The organism is Streptomyces sp. NPDC006207, from assembly GCF_040613835.1.
Classification (GTDB): domain Bacteria; phylum Actinomycetota; class Actinomycetes; order Streptomycetales; family Streptomycetaceae; genus Actinacidiphila.
Genome location: NZ_JBEXSX010000034.1, coordinates 37,100 through 52,001, shown reverse-complemented (window position 1 = coordinate 52,001; position 14,902 = coordinate 37,100). Strand labels below are relative to the sequence as shown.

General features: G+C 75.9%; 15 protein-coding genes. 7 read left to right on the top strand and 8 right to left on the bottom strand.

All coding sequences use genetic code 11. The features are described 5' to 3' along the window. Positions 1-55 precede the first annotated feature (55 nt). Genes cobG through ABZ312_RS25785 form a run of 3 tightly spaced genes read left to right on the top strand, consistent with a single transcriptional unit; the run spans position 56 to position 3,518 of the window. The gene (gene cobG, locus ABZ312_RS25795) at positions 56-1,396 is read left to right on the top strand and encodes a precorrin-3B synthase (protein WP_500359144.1); all 1,341 of its coding nucleotides are present in this window, start codon (positions 56-58) and stop codon (positions 1,394-1,396) included. Continuing rightward, positions 1,393-2,025: a precorrin-8X methylmutase gene (locus ABZ312_RS25790; protein WP_500359143.1), complete on the top strand. Its 633-nt coding sequence runs from the start codon at positions 1,393-1,395 to the stop codon at positions 2,023-2,025. The genes cobG and ABZ312_RS25790 overlap by 4 nt, the downstream gene beginning before the upstream one ends. Further along, positions 2,022-3,518: a precorrin-2 C(20)-methyltransferase gene (locus tag ABZ312_RS25785; protein WP_500322463.1), complete on the top strand. Its 1,497-nt coding sequence runs from the start codon at positions 2,022-2,024 to the stop codon at positions 3,516-3,518. The genes ABZ312_RS25790 and ABZ312_RS25785 overlap by 4 nt, the downstream gene beginning before the upstream one ends. Positions 3,519-3,533: 15 nt before the next feature. On the opposite strand, the gene ABZ312_RS25780 is transcribed toward ABZ312_RS25785, so the two are convergent. Next, positions 3,534-4,292, bottom strand: coding sequence for a cobalt-precorrin-6A reductase (locus ABZ312_RS25780; protein ID WP_500322461.1), 759 nt, complete (start codon positions 4,290-4,292; stop codon positions 3,534-3,536). 21 nt (positions 4,293-4,313) lie between these two features. On the opposite strand from ABZ312_RS25780, the gene ABZ312_RS25775 reads away from it, so the two are divergent. Together ABZ312_RS25775 and ABZ312_RS25770 are read left to right on the top strand one after the other, a co-directional pair. Further along, positions 4,314-5,414 (top strand): cobalt-precorrin-5B (C(1))-methyltransferase, encoded by a 1,101-nt coding sequence (locus ABZ312_RS25775; RefSeq protein ID WP_500322460.1) that lies wholly within the window; start codon positions 4,314-4,316, stop codon positions 5,412-5,414. Positions 5,415-5,453: 39 nt separating this feature from the next. Beyond that, positions 5,454-5,882, top strand: a complete 429-nt coding sequence (locus ABZ312_RS25770; protein WP_500322458.1) for a DUF3224 domain-containing protein — start codon at positions 5,454-5,456, stop codon at positions 5,880-5,882. Here the strand turns inward: ABZ312_RS25770 and cobM are convergent. Together cobM and cbiE are read right to left on the bottom strand one after the other, a co-directional pair. After that, positions 5,879-6,649, bottom strand: a complete 771-nt coding sequence (cobM, locus tag ABZ312_RS25765) for a precorrin-4 C(11)-methyltransferase (protein WP_500322456.1) — start codon at positions 6,647-6,649, stop codon at positions 5,879-5,881. The genes ABZ312_RS25770 and cobM overlap by 4 nt on opposite strands. Further along, the gene (gene cbiE, locus ABZ312_RS25760; protein WP_500438880.1) at positions 6,646-7,887 is read right to left on the bottom strand and encodes a precorrin-6y C5,15-methyltransferase (decarboxylating) subunit CbiE; all 1,242 of its coding nucleotides are present in this window, start codon (positions 7,885-7,887) and stop codon (positions 6,646-6,648) included. Before cbiE ends, cobM begins: the two co-directional genes overlap by 4 nt. A gap of 112 nt (positions 7,888-7,999) precedes the next feature. Here cbiE and ABZ312_RS25755 point away from each other — a divergent pair, with 112 nt between their 5' ends. Both ABZ312_RS25755 and ABZ312_RS25750 read left to right on the top strand, forming a co-directional pair. Next, positions 8,000-9,208, top strand: a complete 1,209-nt coding sequence (locus ABZ312_RS25755) for a threonine synthase (protein ID WP_500438879.1) — start codon at positions 8,000-8,002, stop codon at positions 9,206-9,208. A gap of 9 nt (positions 9,209-9,217) precedes the next feature. After that, a complete protein-coding gene (locus ABZ312_RS25750; RefSeq protein ID WP_500322452.1) occupies positions 9,218-10,162 on the top strand; it encodes a ribose-phosphate diphosphokinase in 945 nt (314 codons plus the stop codon). On the opposite strand, the gene ABZ312_RS25745 is transcribed toward ABZ312_RS25750, so the two are convergent. From ABZ312_RS25745 to ABZ312_RS25725, 5 genes are read right to left on the bottom strand one after another with little or no spacing between them, the layout of a single operon-like run. Further along, on the bottom strand, positions 10,163-10,375 hold the full coding sequence (locus tag ABZ312_RS25745) for a hypothetical protein (protein ID WP_500438878.1): 213 nt from the start codon (positions 10,373-10,375) through the stop codon (positions 10,163-10,165). It lies immediately after the preceding gene. After that, a complete protein-coding gene (locus tag ABZ312_RS25740; RefSeq protein ID WP_500322450.1) occupies positions 10,372-10,767 on the bottom strand; it encodes a hypothetical protein in 396 nt (131 codons plus the stop codon). The genes ABZ312_RS25745 and ABZ312_RS25740 overlap by 4 nt, the downstream gene beginning before the upstream one ends. A gap of 47 nt (positions 10,768-10,814) precedes the next feature. Further along, the gene (locus ABZ312_RS25735) at positions 10,815-12,311 is read right to left on the bottom strand and encodes a sensor histidine kinase (protein ID WP_500438877.1); all 1,497 of its coding nucleotides are present in this window, start codon (positions 12,309-12,311) and stop codon (positions 10,815-10,817) included. Further along, on the bottom strand, positions 12,308-13,027 hold the full coding sequence (locus ABZ312_RS25730; protein WP_500322448.1) for a response regulator transcription factor: 720 nt from the start codon (positions 13,025-13,027) through the stop codon (positions 12,308-12,310). Before ABZ312_RS25730 ends, ABZ312_RS25735 begins: the two co-directional genes overlap by 4 nt. A 59-nt stretch (positions 13,028-13,086) precedes the next feature. Then, positions 13,087-14,901, bottom strand: coding sequence for an APC family permease (locus ABZ312_RS25725; protein ID WP_500322447.1), 1,815 nt, complete (start codon positions 14,899-14,901; stop codon positions 13,087-13,089). Position 14,902: the final 1 nt, after the last annotated feature.

The following is a 14,902-nucleotide window of genomic DNA, read 5'->3' as shown; positions in this document are numbered from 1 at the left end:
GCACGGGCCCCGCGGCCCGTAGGTCCCCGAGTACCCCGCGGGTATGCTCGCGGCCATGCCGTCGCCCTCCGATCCCCCCGTGAGCGGCGCCTTCGCCGCAGCGACGGCGGGGCGCGGACGCGACGACGCCTGCCCCGGCGCACTGCGGCTGCACGCCGCCGACGACGGTGCGCTGGCCCGGATCCGCATCCCCGGCGGGCTGCTGACGGTACGTCAGTCCGAGGCCCTGGCGGCCGCCGCGGACCGCCTCGGCGACGGCCGCATCGACCTCACCTCCCGCGGGAACCTGCAGGTGCGCGGGCTGCGCGATCCCGGCGCGGGGACGGAATTGGCGGCGCTGCTCGGCGCGGTGGGACTGCTGCCCTCGTGGGCCCACGAACGGGCCCGCAACGTCGTCGCCTCGCCGCTCGCCGGGCTCGACGGCCGCGGCCACGGCGACCTGCGGGGCTGGATACGCGAGTTGGACGCCCTGCTGTGCGCCTCACCGGCCGCCGCGGGACTCTCCGGCCGCTTCCTGTTCGCCCTCGACGACGGCCGCGGTGACACCGCAGCGCTCGGCGCCGATGTGACATTGATCGCGCGGTCCGGCACCGCCACGGCCGAACTCCGCATCGCCGGGCGGCCCGTCGCGGAGGTACCGGCCGACGACGCGCCGCGCTGGGCGGTACGCACCGCGGAGACCTTCCTCACCCTCGCCGCCGAACGCGGCGCCCGTGCCTGGCGCGTCACCGACATCGACCCGGACGGCACCGCCCTCGCCGTGCTGCTGCACGCGGCGGGCGCCCCTCCCGCAGGCCCCTCGGACGCCACCGCGGGCGGCCCTCCCCGGCTCGGTCCCGTCCCGCACCCGGGCGGAACCACCTGCGCGCTGTCCGTGGGCGTACGCCTGGGCCGCCTCACCACCGGGGCCTGGCGGCTCCTCGCGGAGACGGCACGTTCCGGCGAAGGCGAGCTGCGGATCACGCCCTGGCGCGGCGCCGTCCTGCCGGGACTCCCGGCTGACGCGGCCCCCGAGGCGCTGGAACGCCTGGCCGCCGCCGGGTTCCTGACGGGCGAGGACTCCCCGTGGCGCGGGGTGACCGCCTGCGCCGGGCGGCCCGGGTGCGCCAAGTCGCTGGCGGACGTACGCGCCGACGCCGGGGCCGCGCTGCGCGACGCCGCCCCCGAACCGGGGCACCGCCTGCTGCCCGTGCACTTCTCCGGCTGTGAACGCCGCTGCGGCCACCCGGACGGCTCGTGGGTCGACGCGGTCGCCGGCGCAGACGGCCGCTACCGCGTCGCCGTGGCCGGCGCCGCCTCCGCCGAACCCGCCGACGTCACCGCGGACCTGCCCGCCGCCCTGCACACCGCCCGCCGCGCCAGCACCAGCACCCCACCACCCCCGAGGACGACGTGACCGCGTACGAGAAGGACGGACCGGAGATCTACCGTCAGTCCTTTGCCATCATCCGCGCCGAGGCGGAACTCGACGGCCTGCCACCGGACGTGGCGCAGGTCGCCGTCCGCATGATCCACGCCTGCGGCATGACCGACCTCGTACGGGACCTGGCCTACAGCCCCTCGGTGGTCGCGGACGCGCGCGCCGCGCTGCGCGCCGGGGCACCGATCCTCTGCGACGTGCAGATGGTCGCCAGCGGCGTGACCCGCAAGCGGCTGCCCGCGGACAACGAGGTGGTCTGCACCCTCTCCGACCCCGCCGTCCCGGCGCTCGCCGCCGAACTCGGCACCACGCGCAGCGCCGCCGCGATGGAACTGTGGCGGGACCGGCTGGAGGGCGCCGTCGTCGCCGTCGGCAACGCCCCGACCTCCCTGTTCCGCCTGCTGGAGATGATCGAGGCGGGCGCCCCGCGCCCCGCGGCGGTCATCGGCGTGCCCGTCGGTTTCGTCGGCGCCGCCGAGTCCAAGGACGCCCTGGCCGCGCACCCCTCGCGCCTGGAGCACCTGGTGGTGCGGGGCCGGCGCGGCGGCAGCGCCCTGGCGGCGGCCGCCCTCAACGCCATTGCGACCGAAAGCGAAATCCTATGACCACCGGCCGTCTCTACGGAGTGGGCCTCGGCCCCGGCGACCCCTCCCTGATGACCGTGCGGGCCGTGGAGGTCATCCGCTCCGCCGACGTCATCGCGTACCACTGCGCCCGGCACGGCCGCAGCATCGCCCGCTCCATCGCCGCGGCGCACATCCGCCCCGAGCAGATCGAGGAGCGGCTGATGTACCCCATCACGACGGAGACCACCGACCACCCCGGCGGCTACCGCGGCGCGCTGGACGACTTCTACGCCGAGTCGGCCGAGCTGCTCGCCGCGCACCTGGACGCCGGGCGCACCGTCGCCGTGCTCGCGGAGGGCGACCCGCTCTTCTACGGCTCGTACATGCACATGCACAAGCGGCTCGCCGACCGCTACCCGGCCGAGGTGATCCCCGGCGTCACCTCCGTCAGCGCCGCCGCCGCACGCATCGGGCGGCCCCTGGTGGAGGGCGAGGAGGTCCTGACGATCCTGCCCGGCACGCTGCCGGAGGAGGAGCTGGCGGCCCGGCTGGCGACCGCCGACGCGGCGGCCGTGATGAAGCTCGGCCGCACGTTCCCCGCCGTGCGCCGGGCCCTGGGGACCGCCGGGCGGCTGGCGGACGCGCACTACGTCGAGCGGGCCACGATGGACGCCGAGCGCCTGGAGATGCTGGCCGACGTCGACCCGGAGTCGGTGCCCTACTTCGCCGTCGCCGTGCTGCCCAGCCGCGTCGACGAACGGCCCGCCCCCGACCCGTCCCCGGCGGACGGCGAGGTCGTGGTCGTCGGCCTCGGCCCTGCCGGGCCGATGTGGCTGACGCCGGAGGCGAGGGCCGCGCTCGCCGGGGCGGACGAACTCGTCGGCTACACCACCTACATGGACCGCGTCCCGGTCCGCCCCGGGCAGTCCCGGCACGCCTCCGACAACCGCGTCGAGGCCGAACGCGCCGAGTTCGCCCTCGACCTCGCCCGGCGCGGGCGGAGGGTCGCCGTGGTGTCCTCGGGCGACCCGGGCGTCTTCGCCATGGCCACGGCGGTGCTGGAGGCCGCCTCCGCCGAGCCCTACCTCGGCGTCCGCGTACGGGTCGTGCCGGGCATCACCGCCGCCCAGTCGGCGGCGGCGCTAGCGGGCGCGCCCCTCGGTCACGACTACGCGGTCGTGTCGCTGTCGGACCGGCTCAAGCCCTGGACGGTCGTCGAGGAGCGGCTGCGCGCCGCCACGGCCGCCGACCTCGTGCTCGCCCTGTACAACCCGGCCTCCCACAGCCGCAGGACGCAACTGGAGACCGCGCTGAAGGTGCTCCGCGAGGGCCGTGTGCCGGGGACGCCCGTGGTCGTCGCCCGGGACGTCGGTGGACCCGAGCAGGCCGTACGGGTCACGACGCTGGAGGACCTGGACCCGGCGACCGTCGACATGCGGTGCGTGCTGCTCGTCGGCTCGTCGCAGACGAGGGCGGTGCGGCGCGGCGACGGCACCACGGTGGTGTGGACGCCGCGGCGCTACCCGGCCTGACGCCCGGGACCCCGTTCAGGCCGTGCGCGCGCGGAGCCACTCCAGCGCGCCCGGCACGTCCGGGACGACGGGGACGCCCGCCGGGACCGGCGGGCGCTCCACGACGACCACGGGCAGGCCCAGTTCGCGGGCGGCCGCGAGCTTGGGCGCGGTGGCGGTGCCGCCGCTGTCCTTGGTGACCAGCACGTCGACGCGGTGCCGGCGCATCAGCTCCAGCTCCCCGTCCAGGGTGAACGGGCCGCGGTCCAGCAGCACCTCCATCCGCGGCGGGTGCGGCGGCTCCGGGGCGTCCACCGAACGCACCAGGAACCACAGGTCCGTGACCCCCGCGAAGGCCGCCAGCCCAGTACGGCCCGTGGTGAGGAAGACCCGCCGGCCGAGCTCCGGCAGCACCCGGGCCGCCTCCGCCAGTGAGGCCACCGGGTGCCGGCGGTCGCCGGGACCGGCGACCCACCCGGGGCGCCGCAGCGCGAGCAGGGGAACATGGGTGGCCGAGGCCGCCTCGGCGGCGTTGAAGGACATCGTCCCGGCGAAAGGATGGGTGGCGTCGATGACCACGTCGACCGCGTGCGCGCGCAGCCACGCCGCGAGCCCCGCCGGGCCGCCGAAGCCGCCGGTGCGCACCTCGCCCGGCGGCAGCCGCGGCCGCTCCACCCGCCCCGCGAGCGAGCTGGTGACCCGCCACGCCGCCGGTTCGGCGGCCAGCGCCTCCGCGAGGCGGCGTCCCTCCGTGGTGCCGCCCAGGACGAGGACGTGCTGCTGTCTGCCGGTCACCCCCGCACCCTACGGTGCGCCGTGAGCGGCGGCCGGAGCGCCCAGCTGGAGCGGACCGGGCTGCGGCACGGCTGGACCACCGGCGCCTGCGCGACGGCGGCCGCCACGGCCGCGTACACCGCCCTGCTGGACGGCGAGTTCCCCGACCCGGTGACGATCACCCTGCCGAAGGGGCAGCGCCCCGCCTTCGCCCTGGCGGTGGAGGAGCGCGGCCCCGGCTGGGCCACCGCGGGCGTCGTCAAGGACGCCGGGGACGACCCCGACGTCACCCACGGCGCGCTCGTCCGGGCCACCGTGCGCCACGGCGCCCCCGGCAGCGGGGTCGTCTTCCGTGCCGGCCCCGGCGTCGGCACCGTCACCCGGCCCGGGCTCCCGCTCGCCGTCGGCGAGCCCGCCGTCAACCCCGTCCCGCGCACGATGATGCGCGACCACCTCGCCGAGGTCGCGGCCCGCCACGGCGCCGCCTGTGACGCCGAGATCACCGTCTCCATCGACGACGGCGAGGAGCTGGCGCGCAGCACGTGGAACCCACGGCTCGGCATCCTCGGCGGGCTGTCGGTGCTCGGCACCACGGGCATCGTCGTGCCCTACTCCTGCTCGGCGTGGATCGACAGCATCCGGCGCGGTGTGGACGTGGCACGGGCGGCGGGCCGCACCCACGTCGCGGGCTGCACGGGGTCGACGTCGGAGAAGGTCGCCGTCGCCGTGCACGGGCTGCCCGAGGACGCGCTGCTGGACATGGGGGACTTCGCGGGCGCCGTGCTGAAGTACCTGCGCCGCCACCCGGTGCCGCGGCTCACCATCGCGGGCGGCTTCGCCAAGTTGTCCAAGCTGGCCGCCGGGCACCTCGACCTGCACTCCTCCCGCTCCCAGGTCGACAAGGCCTTCCTCGCGGACCTGGCCCGCCGCGGCGGCGCCGACGAGGCCCTGGCCGAGGCCGTCGCCACCGCCAACACCGGCCTCCAGGCGGTCCAGTCGTGCCTCGCCCACGGCGTCCCCCTCGGCGACCTGGTCGCCGAGGCCGCCCGCCGCACCGCCGTCGGCGTCCTGCGCGAGGCCCCCGTCGGCGTCGACGTCATCTGCGTCGACCGCGCCGGGACGATCGTCGGCCGCGCCGGCTGACCCGCCGCGCGGGCCCGGACCCGTCGCTAGGCTCGGCGCATGAGAGCCGCGGGAACGTTCACCGTCACGGCATTCGTGCCGACCGAGCTCGTGCCGGAGCCGGCCGTGACCACCGGGACCCCGGTCGGGGTCGCCACGATCGGGAAGACCTTCGAGGGCGAGGTCACCGGCCGCTCGTCGACCCTGTTCACCGCCGCATACGACCAGGCGAGCGGCATCGGGACGTACGTGGCGATGGAGTCCTTCGAGGGGACGCTGAACGGCCGTGAGGGCACCTTCAACTTCGCGCACTCGGCGACGACCTCCGGGAGCGACCGCGCCGCCGAGTTCTTCGTCATCGTCCCCACGAGCGGCACCGCCGCACTGACCGGCATCACCGGCACCGGTGGGCTCGCGGTCGATGAGGACGGCACCCACCGGATCTGGTTCGACTACGACCTCGGCCGAGGCCCCGGGCGGGAACCCTAGGAGGATGCGCCGCAGTCCGCCGCGTGCCGGTGGACGCGCTCGGCCGAGTACAGGTGGCTGTCGCGGAACTGCTCCGCGCCCAGCGTGCGGCCGACGATGATGACCGCCGTGCGGACCACACCGGCCGCCTTGACCTGCTCCGCGATGTCGTCGAGCGTCCCGCGCAGCACCAGTTCGTCGGGGCGCGAGGCCATCGCGACGACGGCCGCCGGGCAGTCGGCCCCGTAGTGCGGGGTGAGTTCGGCCACCACGCGGTCGACGTAGCGGGCCGCCAGGTGCAGCACGATCAGCGCGCCGCTGCGGCCCAGCGTCGCCAGGTCCTCCCCCTGCGGCATGGGCGTGGCCTGCTGCGCGATGCGGGTGAGGATGACGGTCTGGCCGACGGTCGGCACCGTCAGCTCCCGCTTCAGGGCCGCGGCGGCCGCCGCGAAGGCGGGGACGCCGGGGACGACGTCGTACGGGACGCCGGCCGCGTCGAGGCGGCGCATCTGCTCGGCGACGGCGCTGAACACGGAGGGGTCGCCGGAATGCAGCCGGGCCACGTCGTGGCCCTCCTCGTGGGCGCGGACCAGCTCCTGCGTGATCTGGTCGAGGGTGAGCTGGGCCGTGTCCACGAGCCGGACGTCCGGCGGGCACTCGGCGAGCAGTTCGCGGGGGACGAGGCTCCCGGCGTAGAGGCACACCTTGCTGGCCGCCAGGATCCGCAGGCCGCGCAGGGTGATCAGGTCGGCGGCGCCGGGTCCGGCGCCGATGAAGTGGACGGTCATGGCTGCACTCCCGCGGGTTTGACGGCGGACCACTGGGTGACGGGCATGGCCTGGCGCCAGCCCGTGAAGCCGCCGACCGGGGCGGCGTGCGCGACGGCGAGCCGGACGAGATCGCCCCCGTGCCGGGCGTACCACCGCGCGAGCAGGGCCTCGGACTCCAGCGTGACGGTGTTGGCGACCAGCCGCCCGCCCGGCCGCAGGGCCGCCCAGCAGGCCTCCAGGAGGCCGGGCGCGGTGAGCCCGCCGCCGACGAAGACGGCGTCGGGGACGGGCAGTCCGTCCAGCGCGGCCGGGGCGGCGCCGGTCACCACCCGCAGCGCCGGGACGCCGAGCGCGGCCGCGTTCCGGGCGATGCGCTCCGCGCGGACGGCGTCACGTTCCACGGTGACCGCGCGGCAGGTGCGGTGCGCCCGCATCCACTCGACGGCGATCGAGCCCGAGCCGCCGCCCACGTCCCAGAGCAGCTCGCCGGGCGCGGGCGCGAGCACGGCCAGGGTCGCGGCCCGTACGTGGCGCTTGGTGAGCTGCCCGTCGTGCTCGTACGCGCTGTCGGGCAGCCCGGGGACCAGGCCAGGACGCGGCGCGGAGGCCGGCTCCGCGGCGCACTCGACCGCGACGACGTTCAGCGGATCGCCGGACGGGTGCGGCCAGTCGCCGGCGGTGCCGTCCAGGATCCGTTCGCGGGGCGAGCCCAGCTGCTCCAGCACCCGCAACCGGCTGGCGCCGTAGCCCCGTTCGCGCAGCAGCCCGGCCACCACGGCCGGGGTGTCCGCGTCCCGGCTCAGCACCAGCACCCGGCGCCCGTCGTACAGCGCGCCCGCCAGCGTGGCCGGTGGCCGCCCCACCAGGCTCACCACGTCGGTGTCCTCCACCGCCCAGCCGAGCCGCGCGCAGGCGTACGACACCGAGGAGGGGTGGGGCAGCACCCGGAGGCGGTCCGCTCCCAGCACCTCGGTGAGGGTCCGGCCGATGCCGTGGAACATGGGGTCACCGCTGGCCAGCACCGCGATCCGCCGCCCCGCCTGCGCCGCGATCAGCCCCGCCACGGCCGGCCGCAGCGGCGACGGCCAGGCGACCCGCTCGGCGGTCACCTCGGGGGGCAGCAGCTCCAGCTGGCGCGGGCCGCCGAGGACGACCCCGGCCCCGGTGAGCGCCTCGCGCGACGCCCCGGGCAAACCGGGCCAGCCGTCGGCGCCGATCCCGACGACGGCCACGGGGGCGGACGCGTCGTCGTCCATCACGGTCACCTCGGAGGTCGGCGGGAACGGTCGGGCACAGCAGCCGCACTCTACGTGAAGTGCCAGGTGGGCCCCGGGCCCGGGGCGTTCCCTGTGGCATACCCTCGGACGCGTGGCAACGGACTCCCTGGCCGTCGGCCAGCGTTCGCTCGGTGACCCCGCCGTCGGCTACCCCCTGTGGCCGCCGCTGACGGAGGGCTGCCCGCGGACCAGCACGGACACCGTCTCCTACCCCGTCGAGGTCGACTACGCCTACGACCGCGTCCCGGACGGCCTGTTCGGCACCCCGGGCACCGCCCCCCGGCACGGCCTGGACCGCTGGGCGCCCCTGCTGCCGCCGCTCGCGGCGCCGGGACTGGGCGAGGGCGGCACCCCACTGATCGACCTGGGCGGCGGCGTCCTGGTCAAGGACGAGTCGCGCAATCCGACCTGGAGCCACAAGGACCGCCTCAACCGCTGCACGGTCAGCGCGGCCCTCGCCTGCGGCGCGCCCGGCGTCGTCGTCGCCTCCTCCGGCAACCACGGTGCCTCCGCCGCCGCGTACGCCGCCCGGGCCGGACTGCGCTGCGTCGTCCTCACCTCCCCGCAGGCGCCCCCGGCGGTCGTCTCCTTCCTGCACGCCTACGGTGCCGAGGTGCTGCCCGTGCCCGTGGAAGCGCGCCGGCCGCTGGTGCGCCGCATCAGCGTGGAGTACGGCCTCCACCCGGTGAGCAACCTGACCCCGACGCACACCGGGCACCCCTTCGGCGCGGAGGGCTACAAGACCGTCGCGTACGAGGTCTTCGGCGACGTCGGCGTCCCCGCGGCGGTGTTCGTTCCCACCGGCTACGGGGAGCTGCTCTTCGGCATCGCCAAGGGCTTCGCCGAACTCCGCCGCCTCGGCCTCACCTCCGCCGTCCCGCGCCTGTTCAGCTGCGAACCCGCCGCGGGCGGCCCGCTCGCCGCCGCCCTCCGCCGGGGACTGCCCGCGGTCACCGTGCCGGTCGCCCCGACGGCCGCCTACTCCATCGCCTGCCAGGTGGGGAGTTACCGCGGGGTCCCGGCGATACGCGACAGCGGCGGCGAGGCCCTGCTCGTCACCGACGCCGAACTGGCCGCGGCGCGCGCCGAGCTGGCCCGCGCGGGCCTGTGGACGGAGCTGTCCGCCGCGGCCGGGCTGGCCGGGCTCCGCCAGTACGGCGCGGACCGCTTCGACGGCCCCGTGGTGTGCGTGTCGACGTCCAGCGGCTTCAAGGACATCGAAGTGGGAACCCTGCGCGTGCCGCCGCCCGCCCCCGACTGGGACACGGTGCTGCGCCGTCTGGGTGAGCCCGGCCCCTAGGATGACCCCGTGCGCGACATCGCGGTCTTCAGCGGCAGTGCCCACCCTCGACTGGCCGCGGAGCTCTGCGCCCATCTGGGCGTGCCGCTCAGCCCGGCGCGCGTCAGCCGCTTCGCCAACGACTGCCTGGAAGTGCAGTTGCAGGCCAACTGCCGTGAACGGGACGTCTTCCTGATCCAGCCGCTGGTCGCCCCGGTCCAGGAGCACCTGGTGGAACTGCTGCTGATGTGCGACGCCGCACGGGGCGCCTCCGCGGGCCGGATCACCGTCGTCATGCCGCACTACGCCTACGCGCGCTCGGACAAGAAGGACGCCCCCCGGATCTCGATCGGGGGGCGTCTCGTCGCCGACCTGCTGGTCGCGGCGGGCGCGAGCCGGGTGCTCACCATGACCCTGCACTCCCCGCAGGTGCACGGCTTCTTCAGCGTCCCCGTCGACCACCTGCACGCGCTGCGCGAGCTGGCCGCCCACTTCCGCGGCGACGATCTGTCGCGCACCACGGTGGTCTCCCCGGACCTGGGCAACGCCAAGGAGGCGGCCGCCTTCGCCCGGATGCTGGGGGTGCAGGTCGCGGCCGGGGCCAAGCAGCGGTTCGCCGGCGACCGGGTCAGCATCGGATCGGTGATCGGCGAGGTCGCCGGCCGGGACGTGATCGTCTTGGACGACGAGATCGCCAAGGGCAGCACGGTCCTGGAACTGCTGGCGCGGTTGCGGGAGCTCGGCGCCCGTTCGGTCCGCGTCGCCTGCACGCACGGCCTGTTCGCGGCGGGCGCCCTCAAGCGCCTGTCGGAGCAGCCCGACGTGCTGGAGATCGTGTGCACCAACACGGTGCCCGTGCCGGAGGAGCAGCACACCGAGAAGCTACGGGTGCTCTCCGTGGCGCCCGCCCTGGCCGAGGCCGTGCGGCGGATCCACGACGGCGAGTCGGTCAGCGCCCTGTTCGACCCGGCCTGATCAGCCGTCCCCGCGCGCCGCGTCGGCGTCCGCCGCGGCGGCCGCGCTCTCCGCGCCGTCGACGATGCGGGAGAAACCGGACGGAGCCGCCGGAGCCGACGGAGCTGGCGGGGCGGTCGGGGCCGAGGAGGAACCGCCGGACGGGCCGCAGGCGGTGAGCAGTCCCGCGCAGGCCGCCGCGGCCACGGCCAGTGCCGCGAGGCGGCGGGTCACGAGGCGGCCCCGTTGTCGTGGGAGGCGCACCAGCTGCGGACCCGCGCGAGGTCGGTGCGGCGCTTCTCCAGGGTCGGCACGAGGGACTTGCGGAAGGTCAGCCGGTCGTTGAGGTAGGTCGCGATCTCGTCGTGCCCGGCGGCCTTGGCGCCTGCGACCCGCTTCTCCAGCCGTTCGACCGAACCGCGCCGGGTGACCGGCCCGTTCAGCCGCTTGAGCGCGCGGTCGATGCGCGCGTCGATCTTCCCGGCGCGCTTGCACAGGCCCTTGGCGCCGTCCCCGGTGGGCGCGGCGGCCGGGGACGGGTTGCCGCTGTCGGCGGTGGCCGGGCCGGCGAGGCCCAGCAGGGTGACGACGGTGGCCAGGGCCACGACGGTGGTGCGGGCTCGCATGAGGTCCTCCCTCGGGTCGGAAGCGCGAAGCGCCTTCACCACGGAAGCTAGGGACCGTCTTTGTGGAAACCTTGTGGCTCCCCGGAGCGTTCCGACAGCCAGTCGCGGCGCGGCAGCGGCAGGGTCGGTTCCGGGTCGCGGACGCCGCTGAGCGGGAGCCGCACCTCGAAACGGGTGCCGGGCGTGCCGTCGGGCCGGTCCAGCACGGCGATCGTCCCCCGGTGCAGCGCGATCTGCTGGGCGACCAGGGTCAGTCCGAGCCCGGAACCGGGGCTGTCGGGACGCCGGTGGAAGCGGGCGAAGACGGCGGCCCGCGCCTCGGGCGGGATGCCGGGGCCGTGGTCGTCGACGGTGAGGACGACGGCCGGGGCGCGCTCGTCGCGGCTGCGCCGCAGCAGCACCTCCACGTCGGGCCGCCCTCCCGGAGCGCGGCCGTGGACGGCGGCGTTGGCCAGCAGGTTGTCCGTCATCGAGCGCAGCCCCTGCTCCCAGCCGTGGACGAGGAGGCCCGGCGCGGCCGTCACCTCGACCCGCGCCTCGGGGTGGCGGCGCCTCAGGCCGGCCGCGGAGGCGTCGACGAGTTCGGCCGCGTCGACCGGGCCGAAGGCGTCCTCCTCGACGAGGTCGCCCTGGGCCAGGGCGCGCAGCATGACCAGCAGGCCCAGCACGCGGGCGTGTTCGGCGCGCAGGTCGTCCACGACCTCCTGGCGTTCGTCGTCCGGCAGGCCGGGGTGGCCGGCGAGGATGTCGAGGTTGGTGCCCATGCTCATCAGCGGGTTCCGCAGCTCGTGGGAGGCGACCGCGGCGAACGAGCGGGCGGTGGCGAGCGCCTCGCCGGTCCTGGCGGCCTGCTCGTCGTAACGGGCGAGCACGGTCTGCAGCGTGTGCGCCAGGTCGTCGACCTCGGTGATCCGGGCCGGGGTGTGGTCCAGGCGGACGGCGCTGACGCGCGGGTCGAGGCCGCTCGCGCGCTGCTGGAGCCGGCGCAGCGGGCGGACGGCGCGGCCCGCCGCGGCCCAGGCCAGCAGCCCGGACACGGGGGCGGCCAGCAACGCCACCGTCACCACCCGGCGGCGCACCTGCTGCAGCTGGGTCTTCGTGGCGGCGTCCGGCGAGAACAGCCACAAGGTGCCCCGGACCCCCTTGCGGCCGCCGTTCACCGGTACCGACAGCACGCGCCAGCGGGCACCCCCGGCCCGGATCGTGACCGGTGCGGACGCGCGGGCGGGCAGCGGCGCCGACGCGTCCGGCTGGGGGCCGCCCGACACCGTGCCCTCGGGACCGGTCAGCCGGATCCCCACGTCGAGGGCGGAGCTGAACAGCCTGCGGGTGCGGGCCTGTTCGGCGGCCGGACGGTCCGCGGCGGTGGCCCGCAGCAGGGCCTTGGCGTCCGTCGCGACGGCCGTGGCGCGCTCCCGCAGATGGGCGTCCTGCTGGGCGTGCAGGTCGGCGGCGACCAGCCGGATCAGCAGCGCCCCGGAGGCGAGGACGAGCAGCGGGACGACCACGCCCACGGCGAGCGCCACCCGCGTGGACAGCCTCACGACCGGTCACCCCGGTCGTCCCGGTCGTCCCGCAGGACGAAGCCGACGCCGCGCACCGTGTGCAGGATCCGCGGCCGCCCGCCCGCCTCCATCTTGCGCCGCAGATAGCTGACGAAGGTGTCCACGGCGTCCGTGCGCACGTCGAAGTCGTAGCCCCAGACCCGGTCCAGCAACTGGTCGCGGGTGAGCACCAGCCCGGCGTTGCGCGCGAGGACCTCCAGCAGCTCGAACTCCCGCCGGGTCAGCGCCAGGGGCTCCCCGTCCAGCCGGGCCTCCCGCGTCGCGGGGTCGACCAGCAGGCCCCCGGCGCGCACCCGCCCGCCCGCGGCGGGGGGACGGCGGCGCAGCAGCGCCCGCAACCGCAGCACCAGTTCCTGCAGCGCGAACGGCTTGACCAGGTAGTCGTCCCCGCCGGCCTGGAGCCCGGCGACCCGGTCGGCCGCCTCGTCCAGGGCGGAGAGCATCAGGACCGGGACGTCGTTGTCCTCCTCGCGCAGCGCGCGGCACACCTCGATCCCGCTGAGGTCGGGCATCGAGATGTCGAGCACCACCACGTCCGGCGCCCCCTCGCGTACGGCGGCGAGCGCGGCCCTGCCGCCGTCGGCCAGGCTCACCGAGAAGCCGTCCAGTCGCAGCCCCCGCTGCAGCGACCGGCGTATGGCCGCGTCGTCGTCGGCGACCAGGACCCGGCCACCCGTGTGCGCATCGGTTCTCACGGCCGCGATGGTAGGCGCAACCGCCCGGCCACGAGCAGGCCCCGGGAGCGGGCGCCGGGTCAGATGTCCAGCCGGTACGGAAGGAGGCAGACGACGGCGTCGGTGCGGGCGCGCAGGATCGTGGCGAGGAGGATGCCGCGCTGGTTCTGCAGGATGCGGTACCGGGCGTGGCGCGGCTGGATCTCGGGGATGAGGACGGCGATCTGCCGGCCGTCCTGCGACATGCGGCGGACGTAGGAGAGGATCGGCAGCACCAGTGAGCGGTGCGGGCTCTCGATGACGTCGAGGCGGACGCCGGGCTGCCAGCGGGCCCACGTGTCGAGCAGGTCGCGCGCCTTGTCCTGGTCGGGCTCGACGGTCACCGCGACGACCTCGTCGCCGAGGGCGATGGCGGCGGTCAGCGCGTGCCGGGCGAGCCTGCTGACCCCGCCGAGGGGCACGATGACCAGGCTGTTGGTGCGCCGCGGCCGGTCGGGGACGGTACCGAGGCCGAGTTCCCTGCCGACCTCCGCGTAGTAGTGCTCGATGCGTGCGAAGAGCAGCATCAGCAGGGGCACCACGACCACGACCATCCACGCGCCCTCGGTGAACTTGGTGGTCACCAGGATCACCCCGGCCAGCGCGGTCAGCAGGGCCCCCAGCCCGTTGAGCGCCGCGCGCCGCACCCAGCCGCGCGGGCGTGCCCCCGCCCAGTGCCGGACGAGCCCGGTCTGGCTGATGGTGAAGCCGGTGAACACCCCGATGGCGTAGAGCGGGATGAGACGTTGCGTCTGCGCGTCGACGGCGGTGATCAGCAGCGCCGCCACCACGGCCAGGGCGACCACGCCGTAGCGGTAGACGGGCCGCTCTGCGCGCAGCCCGAACACGTGGGGCAGCCGGTTGTCCCGGGCGAGCAGGCTCATCAGCACCGGCAGGCCGCCGAAGCTGGTGTTCGCGGCCAGCCCGAGGACGAGGGTGACCAGGAGGTTGCTGACGTAGTACGGCCACCCGGTGCCGAAGGAGCCCGCGGTCAGCTGGGCCAGCAGGGTCACGCCGCCGCGCGGGGCGACCTCGTCCCGGCGGATGAGGAACGCCAGCCCGATCAGCATCAGCCCCAGCAGCGCACCGAGCATCAGTTCCGTGCGCTGGGCGCGGCGCACCTTGGGCGGCCGGAAGGAGGGCACGGCGTTGGCGATGGCCTCCACCCCGGTCAGGGCGGAGCAGCCGGAGGAGAAGGCCTTCAGGATCAGCAGGACGCTCAGCGCCTCGGTGACATGGACGGGCTGCGGGGTGCCGACGACGGCCGCGGGGTGGTCGCGCAGCAGGCCGGCGACGACGATCCCCGCGATGGACAGGACGAACAGCGCGGCGGGCAGCATCAGCACCCGCGCGCTGTCGGCGACGCCGCGCAGGTTCACCAGGGTGAGCAGGGCCAGCCCGCCCAGGCAGATCTCCAGCAGGTAGGGGGTGAGCGAGGGGAACGCCGAGGCGAGGCTGGCGGCGCCGGCGGCCAGGCTGACGGCGACGGTGAGCACGTAGTCGACGACCAGACTGCCCGCCGCGAGCAGGCTCACCCGCCTCCCGAGGTCCTTCTTGGCCACGGCGTAGGAGCCGCCGCCGTCCGGGTGCACCGCGATGACCTGCCCGTACGAGATGACCAGGACGACCAGCAGCCCCGCGATGACCAGCATGACGGGCAGCGTCACGGTCAGCGCCGCGGTGCCGGCGGCGATCAGCACGAGGACGATGGCCTCGGGGCCGTACGCCACCGAGCTGAGGGCGTCCAGCGACAGCGCGGCGAGCCCCTGGACGCTGGTGAGCAGGGAGCGGTCCCCCTCGCCGTGCCGCAGCGGCACCCTGGGCCGCTCCTGGCCGCGTGCCAGGCCGAAGGTCATC